This window comes from Nocardioides sp. Soil_C_8, from assembly GCF_057656315.1.
Genome location: NZ_JBDGKQ010000003.1, coordinates 279894 through 299738, shown reverse-complemented (window position 1 = coordinate 299738; position 19845 = coordinate 279894). Strand labels below are relative to the sequence as shown.

Genomic DNA, 19845 nt, shown 5'->3' with positions numbered 1-19845 from the left:
GGACGATCTGTGGAGAGCCCCGCTAGCCGGCCGGAGTGAGGCGGAGCAGGCGTCCGGCGCCCTCGTCCTCGAGCACCCAGATCGCGCCGTCGGGGCCCTCCTCGACGGCGCGGATCCGCGCGCCCATGTCGAAGACCTCCGCCTCGCCGGCGGTCCGGCCGTCGAGCTCGACGTGCACCAGCGCCTCCCCCGACAACGCCCCGAGGAAGGCGTCGCCCTGCCAGTCCTCGAAGAGGTCGCCGTCGTAGACCATCAGGCTGCCCGGCGAGATGCTGGGGTTCCACGACCGTGCGGGAGCGGCGTACCCGTCACCGTCCGCGTGGTCGGGGATCTCCCCGCCGTCGTAGTCGCTGCCGTCGGACACCTCGGGCCAGCCGTAGTTGGAGCCCAGCTCGACCACGTTGAGCTCGTCGCCGCCCTGGGGCCCCATCTCCGAGGACCAGAGGGTGCCGTCCGGGGCGTGCTCGAGGCCGAGCGGGTTGCGGTGGCCCCAGCTCCAGATCTCGGCGCTCACCCCGCCCCGGTCCGCGAGCGGGTTGCCGGGAGCGGGCGCGCCGTCGGGCGTGAGCCGCACGATCGTGCCGAGCGTGTTGCCGGTGTCCTGGGCGGGGTCGCCGAGCTGGCGGTCGCCCGAGGAGACGTAGAGGTGCTCCCCGTCGGGGGAGAACGCGAGGCGGTGGCTGAAGTGCCCGTCCCCCTCGACCTTCGGCGTCTGGCGCCACACCACCTCGAGGCCCTCGAGCCGCGGCCCGCCTCCGTCGGTCTCGAGCGCCGCACGGCCGACCACGGCGCCGGTGCCGCCCTCACCCGCCTCGACCCAGCTCAGGTACACGATCCCGTCCTGCTCGTACGTCGGCGCCGGCAGGACGTCGCCCAACCCGCCCTGGCCGGCGTCGACCACCTCGGGCACGCCCCCGACCTGCACGCGGTCGCCGGTCTCGGCGTCGCGCAGGTGGAGCGTGCCACTGCGCTCGGTGATCAGCAGGTCGCCGGTGTCCGGGAGGAAGGCCATCGCCCAGGGATCGTCGAGCCGGTCGAGCTCCTCGACGGCGAACGGCCAGCCCTCCTCACCCTCCCCCGTCGCCGGGCCGAGGGAACCGGAGGCGGCGGTGTCCCCGGAGCAGGCGGTGGCCAGCGCGGCGAGCAGTCCGGCGAGCGCCGGGGCGAGGGGCTTCATGGACCCATGGTGCGCGGGGGTGGCAAGCGCGTCACGGGTCGGAGAAGGATGTCGGAAAGTCGTCGGAGAAACGTGTGGCCCCGATGTCGAGCCGCGCCGCACCCGTTCGACGTACGTGCGAGAACCCACCCACAACAGGAGGAACGATCGCAATGCCACGCTTCATGGGATTCGTCAGGATGGAAGAGGGCATCGGGATGCCGCCCCAGTCGCTGTTCGACGCGATGGACGTCTTCATCGGCGAACGGGCCGCCAGCGGCTCGTTCCTCGACGGCGGCGGCCTCTTCGGCACCGAGGACGCCGTGAACTTCGTCGTCCGCAAGGGCGAGGTCACCCGCGTCGACGGGCCCTACGCCGAGGGCAAGGAGGTCGTCGGCGGCTGGTCGCTGATGGAGTACGCCAGCCTCGAGGAGGCCGTGGCGGACCAGCGGCTCTTCGCCGAGCTGCACGCCAAGCACTGGCCGGAGGTCACCGTGGTCGCCACGCTGCGCCAGGTCTCCGACGGCCCGGAGGCGCCCGGCGACTGACCCCGACCACACGCGGCCTCACTACGCTGGCGGCGTGCCGGCAGGGACGTACGACGACTCCTCGGGGGTCGTGATCGCCACGTGGCGGGCCGAGTCGGCCCGCCTCGTCGGCGCCCTCGCCCGGATGACGCGCGACGTCGACCTGGCCGAGGACCTCGCGCAGGATGCGCTCGTCGCAGCGCTCGAGCAGTGGCCGGTGTCCGGTGTCCCCGACAACCCGGCCGCCTGGCTGATGACGACCGCCAAGCGCCGCGGCGTCGACCACTTCCGGCGCGCCGACACCCTGCGACGCAAGGTGGCCGAGATCGAGCACGCCGCGGGCGGGGAGGAGGCACGGGTGCCCGACCTCGACGAGCAGGTCGACCACATCGACGACGACGTCCTGCGACTGGTCTTCCTCTCCTGCCACCCCTCGCTGACCCCCGAGTCGCGTGCCGCGCTCACCCTGCGACTGGTCGGCGGTCTCACCACCGCTGAGATCGCCCGCGGCTTCCTCACCAGCGAGAGCACGATGGCCCAGCGCATCTCACGGGCCAAGAAGACGCTCACCGCTGCCGGCGCGGAGCTCGAGCTGCCCACGGGCGAGGAGCGGACCGCGCGCCTCGACGACGTGATGGCGGTGGTCTACCTGGTCTTCAACGAGGGCTACAGCGCGACCGCGGGCGACGACTGGATGCGCCCCGACCTCGCCGCGGAGGCGACCCGGCTGGCGCGCATGCTCGCCGACCTGGCACCCGACGAACCCGAGGTGCTCGGCCTAGAGGCGCTGCTGGAGCTGCAGGGCTCGCGGACCGCGGCCCGCCTCTCCCCCGACGGCACCCCGGTGCTCCTCGACGCCCAAGACCGGGCCCTGTGGGACGAGCTGTCGATCCGGCGCGGCCTCGCGGCGCTCGGGACGGCCTCGCGTCTCGCCGCGGGCGGCCGGTCCGTCGGCCGCTACTTCCTCCAGGCCTCCATCGCCGCCGAGCACGCCACCGCGCCACGTGCCGAGGACACCGACTGGGGCCGCATCGCCGCGCTGTACGACGTCCTGGCGCAGGCGGCACCCGGGCCGGTCGTCGAGGTCAACCGGGCCGTGGCCCACGGCCGGGCGCACGGCGCGGCGGCCGGGCTCGCGGTCCTCGGCGCCGTGGACCCGTCCGGGCTCGGCGCCTCCCCGCTGCTGCCGAGCGTGCGCGGTGACCTGCTCGAGCGGGCCGGCCGCCACGCCGACGCCGCGTCGTCCTTCGACGAGGCGGCCGCCCTCACCCGCAACGAGGGCGAGCGCATGGTGTTGCTGCGGCGTGCGGAGGAGAACCGAACGCGATCGGGCGGCTGAGTCGCCGACCGGACGGGTGGCGGGCCGCCGACTACGAGGGCCACGTGGTCCGTACGGACGGCGAGCCGCCCGACGATCGGGGAACCCCACGAGACGAGGAGTCCCCTGATGAGACACCGGTTCCTGAGCCGCCCGCTGTCGGCCGTCCTGCTGCCACTGGCACTGGCGCTGACACTGGTCGGCACCCTGCTCGCCACCTCCACCTCCGGCTCGCCGCCGGGCCAGTCCGCGGCCCCGGCCGCACACGCCGACCGGCGCGGCCACCCCCATCCCCACGGTTCCGGCCACGGTGACCGGCCGACCGTCGTGCTGGTGCACGGTGCGTTCGCAGACTCCAGCGGCTGGGAGGCCGTCGCCACCCAGCTGATGGACCAGGGCTACCCGGTGCTGGCGTTCTCCAACCCGCTGCGCGACCCGATCAGCGACGGCGCCTACCTCCGCGCCTTCCTCAGCACCATCGAGGGACCGGTCGTGCTGGTCGGGCACTCCTACGGCGGTGCCGTCATCACCAACGCGGCGACGGGCAACCCCTCGGTCCGCTCGTTGGTCTACGTGGCGGCTTACGCCTTGGACGAGGGCGAGAACGTGGGCGAGGCGAACCTCCTCGGGGGCGGCCACACCACCGTGACCGACCACCTGGTGATCCGGCCGATCCCGGACCAGCCCACGAACGCCGACGCCTACATCGACCCGGCCTGGTTCGGCCGCCTGTTCGCCCAGGACCTGCCTGCCCGTACCACCCGCTTCATGGCGGCGAGCCAGCGTCCCGGCGCCCTGTCCGCCCTGCAGACGGAGTCCGGTCCCCCGGCCTGGGCGGAGATCCCCAGCTGGTACGTCGTTGCCACGCAGGACCGAATCATCCCGCCGGAGGCCCAGAGGGCCATGGCCGAGAGGGCCGGTGCCCGGGTCGTGGAGGTGGACAGCTCCCACGTGGTGATGATGAGCCACCCGCGGGCCGTCGCGAAGGTGATCAGGGAGGCCGCTCGCTGACCGATGACGTGATGGGGTCGGCCGCTCGGGCGGTCGGCCCCGTTCGTCGTTCAGCGGGAGACGACGGGGCGTCGAGGCCGAACGGCCCGGCCGCCGTGACCGTGACGTCGTCGCTCGTGACGTGGTGGCCGGCGTCGCACCGCGCCTCGATGGTCACCGGGCGGCCGCAGCCCACGTGGGTGAGCCGTGGCGGGTACGGCGGCGGGTCGTGGCGGTTGGCCCACTGGAGCAGGGCGAACAGCGCCGGCATCAGGTCCTCCCCGGCCTCGGTCAGGACGTACTCGTGCCGCCTGCGCTGGCCGGGCTCCTGGTAGAGCCGCTTCTCGAGGAGTCCTGCCTCGACCAGGTCGCGGAGCCGGGCCGACGTGGTGCCGTCGGTCAGGTCGGCCCGTGCGGCGAACTCCTCGAAGCGCGACGCCCCGTAGAACGCCTCGCGCATGACCAGCATCGCCGACCTGGTGCCCACCACCGCCAGCGTGCGCTCGATCGGGCAGTAGGTGCCGACCGGCAGGTTGTCGCGCAGCGCGAGCGCACCTTCGAGCTTCATCGACACCTCGCCACTGTAGTTCTCCGCCGCGGGACCGGATTCCCGGACGCCGACGGGGCCGGCCCGACTGGTGCAGCCGGGCCGGCCCGTGTCGACGCGATCGTCAGGACTCGACCGCGCGGGTCGACGTCGTACGGCTGTGCTCGAGCGCCCAGTCCAGGGCGTGGTCGGCCACCGCCTCCCAGCCGGGGGCGGCACACGTCCAGTGGTCCCGGCCCTCGAACTCGTGGAAGTCGGTCACGGCCGGCGACTTGGCGTAGTGCTTGGCGTTCGAGCGGTTCACCGACGGCGGCATGATGTGGTCCTCCGAGCCGGCGATGAACAGCAGCGGGGCCCGGTCGGCCGAGTAGTCGACCCAGGTGTCCTGGTGCCCCGGCTTGAAGTTGGCGAACAGGCCGTACTCCCACACCCAGTGTCCGGGAGCCGCGATGGCATAGCGGTCCCAGACCGCGCGCGACTCCTCCTCGGAGAGGGTGTTGGTGAAGGCGTAGTGGAACTCCTCGGGGGTGAACCCCACTGCCTTGTGCCGGTTGGCCGGGTTCTTGAGCGCCGGGAACAGCGACCTCGCCTGGGAGATCGGGTTCACCCGGACGCCCTCGGTCGGTGCGGAGTCGATGACCACCCCGGCCGATCCGAGGCCGCGGGCCAGGAGCAGCTGGGTCAGGGTGCCGCCGAAGGAGTGGCCGATGATGATCGGCGGGGTGCCGACCCCCTCGATCACCGAGGCGAGGTGGTCGACGGTCTCGGGGACGGTGAGGTCGGCGATGACCTGCGGGTTCTCCCGCAGGGCCTCCACCTCGATCTCGAAGCCCGGGTAGGCGGGCGTGAGCACGGTGTGCCCCTTGGCTTCGTAGTGGGTGACCCAGTGCTCCCAGCTGCGCGGGGTCATCCAGAGTCCGTGCACCAGCACGATCGTCTCGGGTCGTGTCTCGGTCATGGCGTGGTTCCTCTCAGGAGTCGATGAAGGCGAGCAGGTCGGCGTGGAGGCGGTCGCGGTCGGTGTCGGGCAGCGCGTGGCCGCTGCCGGCGTAGACCTTCAGCTCGGCGCCGTCGACCATGGCTGCCGACCGCTTGCCACCGACCTCGAACGGCACGATCTGGTCGTCGTCGCCGTGGATGACCAGGGTGGGGACGTCGACCTTCTCGAGGTCGGGACGGAAGTCCGTCGCGCTGAAGGCAGCGATGCACTCGTACGCCGCCCGGTGGCCGCACGCCATGCTCTGCAGCCAGAAGGCGTCGCGGAACCCCTGGGCCACGTCCTGGTTCCGGTTGTGACCGAAGAACGGTCCGTCGGCGAGATCGCGGTAGAGCTGCGAGCGGTTGGCCCTCTCCCCCGCCCGGATGCCGTCGAACACCTCGACCGGCAGGCCCTCGGGGTTGTCGTCCGTGCGGAGCATCAGCGGCGGCACGGCCGAGACCAGCACGAGCCGGGACACGCGTGCCGTGCCGTGGCGGCCCACGTAGTGCACGACCTCGCCGCCGCCGGTGGAGTGGCCCACGAGGGTCAGGTCCGAGAGGTCGAGGGCCTCGACCAGGCAGGCCAGGTCGTCGGCGTAGGTGTCCATCTCGTTGCCGTCCCACGTCTGGCTCGAACGGCCGTGGCCACGGCGGTCGTGGGCGATCGCGCGGTGCCCGTGCTCGGCCAGGAACAGGGCTGTGGCCTCCCAGGCATCGGCGTTCAGCGGCCAGCCGTGGCTGAGGATGACGGGGGTGCCGTCGACACCCCAGTCCTTGTAGAAGATGCGGGCGCCGTCGTCGGCGGTCACGTAGGGCATGGGGCCTCCTGGGTCGGAACAGGTCGTGGGGGACCCTCCGAGCGTGGAGGCGAGGGGCCTCCACGCGGACCACGTGCACCACGTAGTCCGACCGCCGCCCGGACCCTCAGTCCGTCCCTTCCAGCCGCTCGGCGAGCTGGCGCCGCGAGGAGATGCCGAGCTTGTGGAAGACGTGGCGCAGGTGGTAGTCGACGGTGTTGGGGCTCAGGAACATCGTCGCCCCGATCTCGGCGTTGGTGTGGCCCGCTGCTGCGAGGCGCGCCACGGTCTGCTGCTGCGCTGTGAGCTCGAGCGGCGCCCGCTCGCCGGTCGGGGTCGGCTGGTCGCCGATCGCGGCGAGCTCGGCGCGGGTGCGTCGGGCGAAGGCAGGAGCCCGGCCGTGCTCGAAGAGGTCGAGCGCGGCGTGGAGCTGCTCGCGGGCGTCGCGGCGGCGCCTCGCCCGCCGCAGCCACTCGCCGTACAGCAGGTGCGCGCGGCCCAGCTCGATGGTGAGGTCACCCGAGGCCAGTGCCTCGACGGCGGCCCGGTGGTGCGGCTCGGGGTGCTCCGCCAGCAGCGCGCGCGAGCGGTGGGCGACGCCGGCGGTCCACGGCGACCCGTTGACGCCGGCCAGCTCCTCGAGGTGGACGACGTGGGGCACCGCCTCCTCGGCGCGATCGCTGCGGCATGCCGCCTCGACGTAGTCGGGCAGCTGCAGCGGCGTCACCTGCAGGAAGGGGTCCGCCACCAGGGGCTCGAGCCGGCGGCGCGCGTCGTCGTACTCGCCCTCGGCCAGGTCACGCACGGCGAGGGCGGCCTGACCGGCCGACCGCACGCCGTCGAAGCCCATCGAGCCTGCGCCGTCCGCGATCATCTCGACCTGGGGGCGCGGCGCTTCGGCCCACGCGAGCAGTGCCACGTTGATGACGTGCTCGGCGTCGTACCCGATGGCCCGGCGCAGCTCGCGCACCTGCTCGATGTACTCGTGCGCGTTCCGGGGCGTGCCGCCGGAGAGCTCGGCCAGCGACATGATCCACAAGGTCGTGTCCAGCAGCTGCAGCGCGCCGGCGTCGCGCGCCGCGGCCACGGTCCGCTCGAGGCACTCACGCCGGGCGCTGGCGTCCCACAGCGCCGTCGTCAGCGCCACGCTGGTGGCCCCGTAGCGCAGCAGTCCGGCGGCATCGAGGCCGAGGATCGTCTCGACCGCCGTGCGCATGACCGGCACGGCCTGGTCGTACGGCAGCAGGATGTGCGCGCTGAGGCCGCGCAGAATGGTGCTCGCCGTGCCGTCGCGGAGCTCGGCGCCCTTGCGCAGCCGGGCGCCCAGCTCCGACAACGTCAGTCCGCGGGCCAGGCGCTCCGCGGGAAGCGTGTATTCGAACGCCTTGATCAGGGCTTCCTGCTCGAGGGCGGCGTCGTGGCCGTGGAGGCACTCGGCTGCCGACAGCATGGTCGCCCCCGCCTCCATGAGCGCAGGGTCGGCGGTGAAGAGCGAGATGCTCGCGCGGGTCCAGAGGAGCCGGCCCCGCGACACGGGGTCCAGCGCGTCCTCGTCCACGTCGTCGAGGTAGGTCTTGGCGAGCTGGGCCGCGCCGGAGGCGAGCGCGGCCTCCGCGGCGTCGACGAGGCGCGCGTACTTCACGCGACCGGGTGGCGTCAGCGCCGACGCCTGGGCCAGCACTCGCGCGCGGGACGCGAGGCCGCCCCGCCTGCCGGCCGCGTCCGCGACCTGCTCCAGCCGGTCCGCGACCTCCGCGTCGGTGCCGAGCGTCGCCTTGGCGGCGTGCCACGCCGCCACCTCGGCCAGCCCGAGCTGCTCCGCTGCCTCCGCGAGGGCACGGTGGGCGCGCCTGCGCCGGGAGCCCTGGACCGCGTTGTACGCCGCTGAGCGCACCAGCGGGTGGCGGAACGTGATGGTGGGGCCGATCTCGACCAGTCCCGCCGACTCCGCCTCCTCGACCGGGTCGTCCGGCAGGCCCCACGACTGGCCGGCCGCCCGGATCAGGTCGATGTTGCCGGTGGAGTCGGCGGCGGCGATCAGGAGCCACGTCTGGAGGTCCGGAGCGAGGTGGCGGATCCGCCTCAGGTAGAGCGCCTCGAGGTGGGGGCCGATCGGCAGCGGCTCGTCGGCCAGGCTCACCTCGGTGAGGCGCCGTACGCTCAGCTCCCGTGCCAGGTCGACGAGGGCGAGGGGGTTGCCACCGGTCGCGGCGATGACCTGCGCCGCGGCGGTCGGGTCGATGGGCTCGGGGAGCGACGCCGACAGGAGCCGCAGCGCCCACTCCGGCTCGAGCCCGGTGAGGGGAAGACCGGGTACGCCGGCCAGCTGGGTCGCGACAGGGGCGGTGTCGCGACCCGCCATCACCAGCGCCACGGACTCCGCCTCGAGACGACGCGCGACCAGGCCCAGGACGTCGAGCGACTCCGGGTCGAGCAGGTGCGCATCGTCGATCACGCACAGCACGGGCTCGACCTCGCCGGCGGCCCCGAGAAGGCCCAGCACGCCGAGGCCGACGAGGAACCGGTCGGGCGGGTCGCCCTCCGCTGCGCCGGCCGCCACCCGCAAGGCGTGGCGGTGGCTCTCGGGAAGCTCTTCGAGGTAGCTCCGCAGCGGGATGGCAAGCCGCTGCACGCCGGCGAACGGGATCATCGACTCGGCCTCGTACCCGTCCACCCGCAACAGGCGCAGCCCTGCCTGGTCGGACGTCGTGGCGTCGAGCAGGGCGGTCTTGCCGATCCCCGGCTCCCCGGTGACGAGCAGTGCACCACCGCGCCCGTTGCGGGCATGCCCGAGCAGGGCACGCACCCGCTCGCGCTCGGCGTGCCGGCCGAGGAGACGCTCAGCGCTCGCCACCCGCTGACTCTAGGGAGATGGAGTCAGGGCACGCCAGAGGTGGTACAGACCGGTGACCGCCGCGAGCTCGTCGGCTTCGAGCCGCAGCACTCCTGGCGCGACGTGCTGGACGCGTAGCCGGGGGCTGCCCGTAGATCGCCTCCGAGCACGTCTCGTGTGCGCCGGTCGGCGACAACTCACGGCGCGTCGACGAGGTCCGACTTGCGTACGAAGGGGTGGCGCGCCGCCACGGGACGTCGAAAGACGAACCGGCGGAAGAGGTAGAACCGCGCACCGAGGCCGAGCACGAGACCGATGACGTTGGCCGAGATGTTGTCCGACAACGGGTCGTCGAGGCCCAGTACGTCGCGACTGACGATGAGGCACGCGATGGGGAGCGACATCGTGACCAGGTTGATCAGCACGTACGCCGACCGGCCGCCGTCCGCCTGGTGAGGTGGGCGGTCCCGGAATGCCCAGCTCCTGGCGCCGCGGTAGCTGATCACCATGCCGACGGTGTTGGCCAGCACGTAGGCAAGGATCGGTCGATCGCCGAGGAGCGCCTCGCTCCCGGTGCTGAAGCCGTGGACCAGCCCGTTGAAGATGACGAGAGCGACGATCGTGGCGACGCCCCCCACTGTGAGGAACCGACTCAGCTCAGCCAGCACCCGCGTCACAGCGGCGGCAGAAGGGTCGATGGCGCGCACGACCAGTGTGAACACGCGCGACCGAGGACTATTCCCCGCGCCCTCGACATCGGGACCCGCCGCGGTGAGCGCGCTACCTGAAGGTCAGCGGCCCCCGAGTCCGTCGAGGACCGCCATCTCCTCGTCCCCGAGGACGAAGCCCCCGACGTCGGCGTTGGACCGGATGCGCTCGGGGTGCACGGACTTCGGGATCACGACGACCTCGTGCTGGAGGTGCCAGCGGATGATGACCTGCGCGGGGGTGCGGTCGAGCCGCTCGGCGATCGCGACGATCTCGGGATGGTCGAGGGTGCCGCCCCGCAGGGCGCTGTAGCCCTCGACCGCCACGCCACGCTCGCGGTGCTCGCGCAGCGTCGCGGCGTCGAAGAGGAGCGGGCTCCACTCCACCTGGTCGATCGCCGGCCGCACACCGGTCGCGTCGGTGACCTCGTCGATGAGCGCGGCGTCGAAGTTGCTCACGCCGATCTCGCGGGCGAGCCCCTGCTCGCGGGCGGCGACGAACGCGCGCCACATGTCGACGTTCGTCGATCCCTTGCCCGGCCAGTGCACGAGCCACAGGTCGACGTGGTCGGTGCCGAGCATGTCGAGGCTCTCGCGCAGGGTGTCGAGCTCGCGACCGGCGCGACCGGGCGGGCACTTGGTCGTCACGAACACGTCCTCGCGCGCAACGCCGCTCTCGGCCAGCGCCCGCCCCACCTCGGCCTCGTTGCCGTACACCGTCGCTGTGTCGAGGTGCCGGTAGCCGGCCTCGAGTGCGGCGGCGGTCGCTCGCACGGCGTCGTCACCGGTGATCTGCCAAGTGCCGAAGCCGAGGAGCGGGATGCGCGTCCCGCTCGTCAGCGTGAGGGTCTGGTCCGGGAGCTGCAGGGCGTGGTCGGTCACCTCTCCGATGCTGTCAGCCGGCCGGCTGACCGGACCTCACCTGCCCGGGCGGGACGACGGGAGACGAAGCGGAGTCCTGGACCCCCATGGGCCCAGGACTCCGCCGGTCGGTGTCGGCTCAGGCCTGCTGGCCCAGCGCGAACTGGATGTTGCCGTCCTCGTCCACGCCGCCGTCCAGGACCTTGTCGGCGAGGAACTCCGAGGCCGGCCCGTCGACGTAGACGGTCGCACCGTCCTGCTCGATGACCTGGTCGTCGCTCTCGGCGTGGTCGGCAGGGCTGACGGAGAGGGACTCCCCGTCAGCCTCGGTGGCGATCCGGAGGGCGGTGATCTCAGGCACCTCGTCGGCGAGCTGCTTGACGATGTCGGTCACGTTCTCGGTGAGAGCAAGCACGGGCTCTCCTTCCGTAGGGAGAATGTGTCCCCTTCACCATTGCTCGGACGCGGCGCGCATGCAAACCGCCGGACCGGGCGTTTCGTCCCGGGTCGCCCGGGACTGGTGACCCATGACACGTGCACCGCTCGCGGCCACTGTGGAGGGACCGAAGGCACGGGTCCCCCGGGAGGTCGTGATGGCCCACCACCGGCAGCAGGAGCGTCGGAGCAGCACGACGCGCGTGCCCGCCCTCGACGGCGTCCGGGCCGTGGCCGTGATCGCCGTGCTGGCCTTCCACGGCGGGCTTCCCGGCGCGGACGGTGGCTTCCTCGGCGTGGACGCCTTCTTCGTGCTGTCGGGCTACCTGATCACCGCGCTCCTGCTGGCCGAGTGGACCCGCACGGGCGGACGGATCGACCTCGCGGCCTTCTGGGGGCGCCGCGCGCGGCGGTTGCTCCCGGCGCTGGTGCTCGTGGTCGCGGCTGTCGCGATCGGTGCGCGTGCCCTGCTGCCGCCGGAGGAGGTCCGGCTGCTGCGCGGGGACGGCATCGCCGCCCTCTTCTACATTGCGAACTGGCGGATGATCCTCCGCGGCGGCGACTACTTCGCGCAGACCGCGGCCCCGTCTCCGCTCGAGCACACCTGGTCGCTGGGCATCGAGGAGCAGTTCTACCTCCTGTGGCCGCTGGTGCTGTGCGCGGTCATCTGGAGCCGTCGCCCCGGCGCCGCGGTGCGGACCCGCCTCTGGGCGCTCGTCGGCATCTGCGTCGTCGGTGCCGCGGCGTCGGCGGCCGCGCTCGCTGCGACGTACGACGTCCTCGACCCCGGCCGCGCCTACTACGGCACCGACACCCGCGGAGCCGCCATCCTGGTGGGTGCCGGGCTCGCAGCACTGCTGGCGATCCGCGATCGGCGCGGCGCCGGGGCAGGCGAGGTGACGGCGTCCTCGTCACGTCTGGCCCGGTGGGGGCTGAGGACCCTGGGCGGACTGGCAGCGGTCGCCACGGTCGGCCTGGCGTGGGCCGCGACGCACGTGTCCGGCGGGGACCGGGGCCTCTACGACGGCGGGATGGCCGCCGTGGCGCTCGCCGTCGCCGTCGTGGTCGCGCACGTGGTGCTCGTCCCCACGGGGTGGTCGGCACGCCTGCTGTCCATCCCGCCGCTCCCGGCCCTCGGGCTCATCTCGTACGGCGTCTACCTCTGGCACTGGCCGGTGTTCATCGCCGCCAACGCGGACCGGACCGGCCTCGAGGGACTTCCACTCTTCGCGGCCCGCTGCGCCGCGACGCTGGCCCTCGCGACGCTGTCGTACCGGCTTGTCGAACGGCCCGTGCAGCTCCGCGTCCGGCCGCGGCGCCCAGTCCTGGCCGCCGCCGGGGCGGGCCTCGCCATCGCCACCGGCTCCGCCGTCATCGTGTCGATGACGGCCGTGCCGCCCGCGCCCGCGGTCGCCCGCGACGTGTCAGTGTCCGCTGCCGTCGACCGGTTGCTGGCCGGCGGAGGACGGGCGGGCGGCCTCTCCGGTGACGCCTGGGGCGACCCGCCGGAGCGGGCCACCGAGCCCAGCCCGTCGCCGGAGGCCCGCAGGACACCACGGCTCCACCACCGACGGCCCGGCCAGCCGATCGTCGTCGACGTCTTCGGCGACTCGGTCGCGTGGACCCTGGTCACCTACCTGCCGCGCCACCCCGAGCTCGACGTGCGCGACCGCACGCTGATGGGCTGCGGCATCAGCCGGACCGCGCCGTTCCGCTACGCCGGACGCCACTACGCCGGGCTGATGCCCTCCTGTCGGAGCTGGCCGCGCATCTGGCAGGACGCCGTGGCCCGCGACGACCCCGACGTCGCGCTGATCCTCGTCGGGCGGTGGGAGACCATGGACCGGGTCCTCGACGGGCGGTGGACCCATGTCGGCGAGCCGGCGTTCGACGCGCACCTGCGGGCGGAGCTCGAGCTGGCCATCCGGCTCGCGGGCGCTCGCGGGGCGCACGTGGTCCTCGCCACCGAGCCCTACAACCGGCGCTGGGAGCAGCTCGACGGGAGCCTCTACCCCGAGGACGAGCCCGAGCGCGTGACCGCCTGGAACCACCTGCTCCGCGGTGTGGCGCGCGACCACCCGGACGTCGAGGTCGTCGAGCTCGGTGCCCGCATCTCCCCCGAGGGTCGCTTCTCGTGGACCGCCGGCGGCTACCAGGTCCGCTCCGACGGGTTGCACCTCACGCCCTCCGGGGTCCAGGGGTGGATCGCGCCGTGGCTCCTGCCTCAGCTGGTCGCGGTGGTGCCTGACTGACGGCCCGCTCCGCGCGTTCGCCGGGTGCGCAGGCACGCCCTCACCTAGGGTGAGGCCGAAGGAGGCAACGATGCAGCTGCTCGCCGTGGTCGTCCCGCCGGCGGAGGTCGTCCAGGACGTCCTCGACGCGGCGCACGAGCTGTGCTCGGGGGCAGAGGCCGCCACCGACCAGCCGGGCCACGGGCTCCTCGACCGCATCCGCGGCCGGAGGCGTCATGCGCCCACCGCCGCGCGTGCCGTCCTGCTTCCTGCGGCGCCCGAGGCCGTGTTCGTGCGGCTCGCCAAGTTCGGCAACGTCACGGGCAGCGACGCCAGCTCACTCGCCCAGGCCCTCGGCTCGGTGGCCGGCACGTGGCCTGCGCCCGTGCTGCAGGCGAGCGGGCTGCGGGTCACGCAGGACTCGCCCCACGAGGTGACCGCCGACCTCGAGGGCGACGTCGACGCGCTGCGCGACATCTACCGCAACGTCAACGAGGTAGCGCGCCAGCAGCGGTTCTTCCTCGACCGGCGGAGCTTCCGCGCCGAGCTCGCCCTCGGCTCCGTCGACGCACCGGAGGCGGCGCCGGTCCCTGCCGACCTCGCGGGAAAGGCGGTCGCCCACGCAGGTGCGCGCTGGTCGCCCTCCCACGTCACGCTCGTCCGCACGTCGTTCGCCAACGGCGCGACGACGTACGCGGAGGTCGCGCAGGTCGCCCTGGCGGGCGCGACGGACGAGGACGACTGAGGCGCCGTCCGTCACGCGCCGGGCCCGGCCTCCAGCTCGCTGATGCGTGCGCGCAGGCTCGACTCGGCCAGCCGCCAGAGGGTCGCGGAGTGCGCGTGCCGGTGCTGGACGGCGGTGCCGGGCCGCGCGCGGTCGCGGCAGGTCTCCTGCTCCTGTGCCCGCTGCGCGAAGACCTCGGCGGCGCGACGCAGCTCACGGATCACCGTGGCCGTCTCGTCGAGCATCACCGCTGTCATCTCAACAGGATGCACGCGTGGGGGTGCGATTTCGCGCATCCCGCTCGAACATGCCCGATTTGGTGGCAGCGGCCCACCCCGCGGGAAGATCTCGTGACAGCGACAGGCCACGGCGGAAGAAGCCGCCGGCCCTCGGAGCGGGACCGTTGTCGGACGTCGGTGCAAGACTGCAGGGCATGACCGCCCTCGATCGCTTCAGCGCGCCCACGCGCGCGTGGTTCGAGGCGTCGTTCGCCAGCCCCACCCCGGCCCAGGAGGGCGCCTGGGACGCCATCGCCGCCGGCAGGAACGCCCTGGTGGTCGCCCCCACCGGCAGCGGCAAGACGCTCAGCGCCTTCCTCCACGCCATCGACCGGCTGCTCAGCACCGAGCGGCCCGACGACAAGTCGACGCGCACGCGCGTGCTCTACATCTCCCCGCTCAAGGCACTGGGCGTCGACGTCGAGCGCAACCTGCGAGCCCCGCTCACCGGCATCCGCAACACCGCCGAGCGGCTCGAGACCACGGTCCCCGACGTGACGGTCGGGTTGCGCTCGGGCGACACGAGCCCCGCCGATCGACGCAAGCTCGGCACGACGCCGCCCGACATCCTCATCACGACGCCCGAGTCGTTGTTCCTCATGCTGACGAGCCAGGCGCGCGAGACGCTCCGGGGCGTCGACACGGTCATCATCGACGAGGTGCACGCCGTCGCCGGCACCAAGCGCGGCGCCCACCTCGGCATCAGCCTCGAGCGCCTCGACAGCCTGCTCGAGCGCCCGGCCCAGCGCATCGGGCTCAGCGCGACCGTGCGGCCCCTCGAGGAGGTCGCCCGCTTCCTCGGCGGCACCCAGCCCGTCGAGGTCGTCGCGCCGCCCAGCACCAAGGAGTGGGACCTGCGCGTCGTCGTCCCCGTCGAGGACATGACGATGCCCGAGGAGTACGACGAGGAGTCCGGCGACCCCGGCCGCTCGACCAGCATCTGGCCCCACGTGGAGGAGCACGTCGTCGACCTCGTCGAGCAGCACCGCTCGACGATCGTCTTCGCCAACTCCCGACGGCTGGCCGAGCGGCTCACGGCCCGGCTCAACGAGATCGCGACCGAGCGGGCGACGGGCGGGGTCGACGAGACGAGCGCGCCGGGCAGCCCGCCCGCCCAGGTGATGGCCCAGTCCGGCCAGAGCAGCGGCGCGGAGACGGTCATCGCGAAGGCCCACCACGGCTCGGTGTCCAAGGAGCAGCGGGCGGTCATCGAGGACGACCTCAAGCGGGGTCGCCTGCCCTGCGTCGTCGCCACCAGCAGCCTCGAGCTCGGCATCGACATGGGCTCGGTCGACCTCGTCGTCCAGATCGAGTCGCCGCCCAGCGTCGCCAGCGCCCTGCAGCGGGTCGGCCGCGCCGGCCACCAGGTCGGCGAGGTGAGCCGCGGGGTGCTCTTCCCCAAGCACCGCGGCGACCTGGCGCAGACGGCCGTGTCCGTCGAGCGGATGCGCTCGGGTGCCATCGAGAGGATGGCGGTGCCGGCCAACCCCCTCGACGTCCTGGCCCAACAGGTCGTGGCCGCGCTCGCCATGGAGGAGTGGCAGGTCGACGAGCTGTTCTCCCTCATCACCCGCGCCGCCTCCTACACCCAGCTGCCGCGTTCGGCGTTCGACGCCACCCTCGACCTGCTCAGCGGCCGCTACCCGAGCGACGAGTTCGCCGAGCTGCGCCCGCGCATCGTCTGGGACCGGGTGACCGGACAGCTCAGCGGCCGGCCCGGCGCCCAGCGGCTCGCGGTGACCAGTGGCGGCACCATCCCCGACCGCGGACTCTTCGGCGTCTTCCTGGTCGGCGAGAAGGCCAGTCGCGTCGGCGAGCTCGACGAGGAGATGGTCTACGAGTCCCGCGTCGGCGACATCTTCGCCCTCGGCGCGACCAGCTGGCGGATCGAGGACATCACCCACGACCGGGTGCTCGTCACGCCCGCGCCGGGCATCCCCGGCCGCCTGCCGTTCTGGAAGGGTGACGCCCTCGGGCGGCCCGCCGAGCTGGGGGCGGCCGTCGGTGCCTTCACCCGCGAGCTGGCCGCCAAGCCCGCCGCCAAGGCCATCGACAGCGTCCGCGAGCGCGGCCTCGACACCAACGCCGCGACCAACCTGGTCACCTACCTCGGCGAGCAGCGCGAGGCCACCCAGGTCGTGCCCAACGACACCCAGATCGTGGTCGAGCGGTTCCGCGACGAGCTGGGCGACTGGCGCCTGGTGGTCCACTCCCCCTACGGCACCCCCGTCCACGCGCCCTGGGCCCTGGCGATCAACGCCCGCCTGCGCGAGCGCTTCGACGTCGACGGGCAGGCCGTCGCCTCCGACGACGGCATCGTCATCCGCATCCCCGACACCGACGCCGAGCCGCCCACCGGCGAGGTGATCGTCTTCGAGCCCGAGGAGATTGAGCAGATCGTCACCCAGGAGGTCGGCGGGTCCGCGCTCTTCGCCAGCCGCTTCCGCGAGTGCGCCGCCCGCGCCCTGCTGCTCCCCCGCCGCGACCCCGGTCGCCGCAGCCCGCTGTGGCAGCAGCGGCAGCGCAGCGCACAGCTCCTCGAGGTCGCCTCGCAGTACCCTGCGTTCCCGATCGTGCTCGAGGCGGTCCGCGAGTGCCTGCAGGACGTCTACGACCTGCCGGCGCTCACCACCCTGCTCGGCCGCGTGCAGCGTCGCGAGGTCACCGTGCTCGACGTCGCCACCACCCAGCCCAGCCCGTTCGCCCGCAGCCTGCTCTTCGGCTACGTCGCCCAGTTCGTCTACGAGGGCGACTCCCCCATCGCCGAGCGGCGTGCGGCCGCCCTGTCGCTCGACCAGGGCCTGCTCGCCGAGCTGCTCGGGCGCGCCGAGCTGCGCGAGCTGCTCGACCCCGAGGTCCTGACGGAGGTCGAGGCCGAGCTGCAGTGGCTCGCGCCCGACCGACGCGCCCGGGACGCCGAGGCCGTCGCCGACCTCCTGCGCCTCGTCGGACCACTCGCCGTGGAGGAGATCCGGGAGCGCTCGGTGGAGGGGGCCGACGTCGAGGCGTGGCTGGCCACGCTCGACCGCCGGGTCGCCCCGGTGCGGATGGCCGGCGACGACCGATGGGCGGCGATCGAGGACATCGGCCGGCTGCGCGACGGGCTGGGCGTGCCCGTCCCCGTCGGCACCCCCGACGCGTTCCTCCAGCTCCCCGAGGACCCGCTCGGCGACCTCGTGTCGCGCTACGCCCGCAGTCACGGACCGTTCACCACGGCCGAGGTCGCCGCACGGCTGGGGCTCGGTGAGGCCGTCGCGCGCCAGACCCTCCAGCGCCTCGCCCACCGCGGCCGCGTGCTCGACGGCGAGTTCCGACCCTCGGGCTCCGGCACCGAGTGGTGCGACGCAGAGGTGCTGCGCAAGCTCCGCCGCCGTTCCCTCGCACGCCTGCGGCAGGAGATCGAGCCCGTCAGCCACGACGCGGTCGCCCGCTTCCTGCCCGCCTGGCAGCGCGTCGGCGGCTCCCTCCGCGGCGTCGACGGGGTGGTCGCCGCCATCGACCAGCTCGCCGGGTGCCCGGTGCCGGCGAGCGCCCTCGAGCCGCTGGTCCTCGCCGCTCGCGTGCGTGACTACGAGCCGTCGATGCTCGACGAGCTGACCGCGTCCGGCGAGGTCATCTGGACCGGTCACGCACCACTGCCCGGCAGCGACGGCTGGGTCAGCCTCCACCTCGCCGACCAGGCCCACCTGACCCTTCCCGAGGTCGAGGGCGACGAGCCCGACGGCCTGCAGCGCGCGGTGCTCGACGCGCTCGACCCGGGCGGGGCGTGGTTCTTCCGCCAGCTGGCCGACCGGGTCGGCTCGACGTCCGACGCGGAGCTCAGCAGCGCGCTGTGGGAGCTGGTCTGGAAGGGCCTGGTCACCAACGACACCCTGGCGCCGCTGCGTGCCCTGGTCCGCAGCGGCACACCGTCCCACCGCACCCGTCGCACGCCGCCGCGCCTGGGCCGCACGACCGGGGGGCGGATGCCCGTGCGCACCGGTCCACCGGAGACGGCGGGCCGGTGGGCCCTGCTGCCCGACCGCGACGGCGACCCGACCCGCCGCGCCCACGCACGCGCGGAGCACCTGCTCGAGCGCCACGGTGTCGTCACCCGTGGAGCCGTCGTCAGCGAACGGGTCGCGGGCGGGTTCGCCGGGGTCTACAAGGTGCTGAGCGCCTTCGAGGACACCGGCCGTTGTCGCCGCGGTTACTTCATCGAGGGGCTCGGGGCGGCGCAGTTCGGCAGCGCCGGGGCGATCGACCGGCTGCGCACCTTCGCCGAGCCCGAGAGCGCCAGGCCCGGCACCAAGCCGTCGGTCGTCGCGCTCGCCGCCACCGACCCCGCCAACGTCTTCGGCGCCGCACTCCCCTGGCCCGACGCGGGCGACCCCGAGCGCACCGGGCACCGGCCCGGCCGCAAGGCGGGTGCGCTGGTCGTCCTGGTCGACGGTGCACTCACCGTCTACGTCGAGCGCGGCGGGCGCACCCTCCTCACGTGGAGCGACGACCTCGACGTGCTGACCCCGGCGATGGCGGCGCTGGCCGACGCCGCCCGCCGTGGCGCGCTGGGCCGGCTCACGGTCGAGAAGGCCGACGGCCAGGCGCTCATCGGCAGCGGCGGCGAGACGCCCATCCGGCTCGCGCTCACGGCGGCGGGCTTCGTGGCGACGCCGAAGGGGTTGAGGCTTCGTGCCTGAGGGAGACACCGTCTATCGCGCGGCTGCCAAGCTCGACCGCGCGCTCACCGGTCACCGCCTGACCCTCACCGACTTCCGGGTGCCCGCCTTCGCCACGGTCGACCTCCGCGAGGGCACCGTCATCCGCACGCTGTCGCGCGGCAAGCACCTGCTCACCCGTATCGACCACGAGCGCGCCTGGACCATCCACACCCACCTCAAGATGGAGGGCTCCTGGCACGTCTACCCAGACGGCGAGCGGTGGCGTCGCCCTGACACCCAGGTACGTCTGGTGCTCGGCATCGAGGGACGCAAGGCGGTCGGCTTCCAGCTCGGCATCGTCGAGCTCGTGCCCCGCGAGCAGGAGGCCGGCCTGGTGGCCCACCTCGGACCCGACCTCCTCGGCCCCGACTGGGACGAGGAGCGCGCGCTCGCCAACCTGCGTGAGGAGCCGGGCCGGCCGATCGGGCAGGCCCTGCTCGACCAGCGCAACCTCGCCGGCATCGGCAACATGTACATGGCCGAGCTGTGCTTCACCATGGGCGTCCACCCGGCCAGCGCCGTCGCCACCGTCGACCAGCTGCCCCGGCTCGTGCGGCGGGGGAAGCAGATGCTCGAGGTCAACAAGGAGCGGGCGATCCAGACGACCACGGGCGACCTCCGCGAGCGCGAGCGCATGTGGGTCTACCGCCGCGACACGTCCCCGTGCCGCCGGTGCCGCACTCCCATCGCGGTCGCGATGCTCGGCGACCCCGGACGCGAGCGCGCGGCCTACTGGTGCCCGAGCTGTCAGCCGGAGCGCTGA

The 19845-nt window shown here is 73.5% G+C and carries 16 protein-coding genes; 7 read left to right on the top strand and 9 right to left on the bottom strand.

The window, feature by feature from the left end; translation table 11 throughout:
* Positions 1-22 precede the first annotated feature (22 nt).
* Complete coding sequence (locus AC3A3L_RS14985; RefSeq protein ID WP_487640840.1) at positions 23-1177, bottom strand: PQQ-dependent sugar dehydrogenase; 1155 nt, start codon at positions 1175-1177, stop codon at positions 23-25.
* A 179-nt stretch (positions 1178-1356) separates the two neighbouring features.
* Here AC3A3L_RS14985 and AC3A3L_RS14980 point away from each other — a divergent pair, with 179 nt between their 5' ends.
* The 3 genes from AC3A3L_RS14980 to AC3A3L_RS14970 all read left to right on the top strand — a co-directional run bounded on the left by AC3A3L_RS14980 (position 1357) and on the right by AC3A3L_RS14970 (position 4012).
* The gene (locus AC3A3L_RS14980) at positions 1357-1704 is read left to right on the top strand and encodes a YciI family protein (protein WP_487640839.1); all 348 of its coding nucleotides are present in this window, start codon (positions 1357-1359) and stop codon (positions 1702-1704) included.
* 34 nt (positions 1705-1738) lie between these two features.
* Positions 1739-3022 carry an RNA polymerase sigma factor gene (locus tag AC3A3L_RS14975; protein WP_487640838.1) on the top strand — a complete coding sequence of 428 codons (1284 nt, stop codon included), beginning with the start codon at positions 1739-1741 and terminating at the stop codon, positions 3020-3022.
* A 108-nt stretch (positions 3023-3130) separates the two neighbouring features.
* On the top strand, positions 3131-4012 hold the full coding sequence (locus tag AC3A3L_RS14970; protein WP_487640837.1) for an alpha/beta fold hydrolase: 882 nt from the start codon (positions 3131-3133) through the stop codon (positions 4010-4012).
* Here AC3A3L_RS14970 and AC3A3L_RS14965 read toward each other — a convergent pair.
* The 7 genes from AC3A3L_RS14965 to AC3A3L_RS14935 all read right to left on the bottom strand — a co-directional run bounded on the left by AC3A3L_RS14965 (position 3993) and on the right by AC3A3L_RS14935 (position 11129).
* Positions 3993-4559: a winged helix-turn-helix transcriptional regulator gene (locus AC3A3L_RS14965; RefSeq protein WP_487641197.1), complete on the bottom strand. Its 567-nt coding sequence runs from the start codon at positions 4557-4559 to the stop codon at positions 3993-3995. The two genes, AC3A3L_RS14970 and AC3A3L_RS14965, sit on opposite strands and share 20 nt — an antisense overlap.
* Before the next feature lie 103 nt (positions 4560-4662).
* Entirely contained in the window at positions 4663-5496 is an 834-nt protein-coding gene (locus tag AC3A3L_RS14960; protein WP_487640836.1) for an alpha/beta hydrolase, read from the bottom strand.
* Between the two features lie 13 nt (positions 5497-5509).
* Positions 5510-6334: an alpha/beta fold hydrolase gene (locus AC3A3L_RS14955; protein WP_487640835.1), complete on the bottom strand. Its 825-nt coding sequence runs from the start codon at positions 6332-6334 to the stop codon at positions 5510-5512.
* A gap of 106 nt (positions 6335-6440) precedes the next feature.
* Positions 6441-9167: an AAA family ATPase gene (locus AC3A3L_RS14950; RefSeq protein WP_487640834.1), complete on the bottom strand. Its 2727-nt coding sequence runs from the start codon at positions 9165-9167 to the stop codon at positions 6441-6443.
* Positions 9168-9343: 176 nt separating this feature from the next.
* On the bottom strand, positions 9344-9853 hold the full coding sequence (locus AC3A3L_RS14945) for a GtrA family protein (RefSeq protein WP_487640833.1): 510 nt from the start codon (positions 9851-9853) through the stop codon (positions 9344-9346).
* 84 nt (positions 9854-9937) lie between these two features.
* On the bottom strand, positions 9938-10735 hold the full coding sequence (locus AC3A3L_RS14940; protein WP_487640832.1) for an aldo/keto reductase: 798 nt from the start codon (positions 10733-10735) through the stop codon (positions 9938-9940).
* Between the two features lie 118 nt (positions 10736-10853).
* Positions 10854-11129 (bottom strand): Fe-S cluster assembly protein HesB, encoded by a 276-nt coding sequence (locus AC3A3L_RS14935; protein WP_487640831.1) that lies wholly within the window; start codon positions 11127-11129, stop codon positions 10854-10856.
* A gap of 112 nt (positions 11130-11241) precedes the next feature.
* Between AC3A3L_RS14935 and AC3A3L_RS14930 the strand changes: the two genes are divergently transcribed.
* Positions 11242-13401, top strand: a complete 2160-nt coding sequence (locus AC3A3L_RS14930; protein ID WP_487640830.1) for an acyltransferase family protein — start codon at positions 11242-11244, stop codon at positions 13399-13401.
* A 70-nt stretch (positions 13402-13471) separates the two neighbouring features.
* The gene (locus AC3A3L_RS14925; RefSeq protein WP_487640829.1) at positions 13472-14125 is read left to right on the top strand and encodes a 2'-5' RNA ligase family protein; all 654 of its coding nucleotides are present in this window, start codon (positions 13472-13474) and stop codon (positions 14123-14125) included.
* A gap of 11 nt (positions 14126-14136) precedes the next feature.
* Here AC3A3L_RS14925 and AC3A3L_RS14920 read toward each other — a convergent pair whose 3' ends face one another.
* Entirely contained in the window at positions 14137-14361 is a 225-nt protein-coding gene (locus AC3A3L_RS14920; protein WP_487640828.1) for a hypothetical protein, read from the bottom strand.
* Between the two features lie 176 nt (positions 14362-14537).
* Between AC3A3L_RS14920 and AC3A3L_RS14915 the strand changes: the two genes are divergently transcribed.
* Entirely contained in the window at positions 14538-19061 is a 4524-nt protein-coding gene (locus AC3A3L_RS14915; RefSeq protein WP_487640827.1) for an ATP-dependent helicase, read from the top strand.
* The gene (locus AC3A3L_RS14910) at positions 19054-19845 is read left to right on the top strand and encodes a DNA-formamidopyrimidine glycosylase family protein (RefSeq protein WP_487640826.1); all 792 of its coding nucleotides are present in this window, start codon (positions 19054-19056) and stop codon (positions 19843-19845) included. The genes AC3A3L_RS14915 and AC3A3L_RS14910 overlap by 8 nt, the downstream gene beginning before the upstream one ends.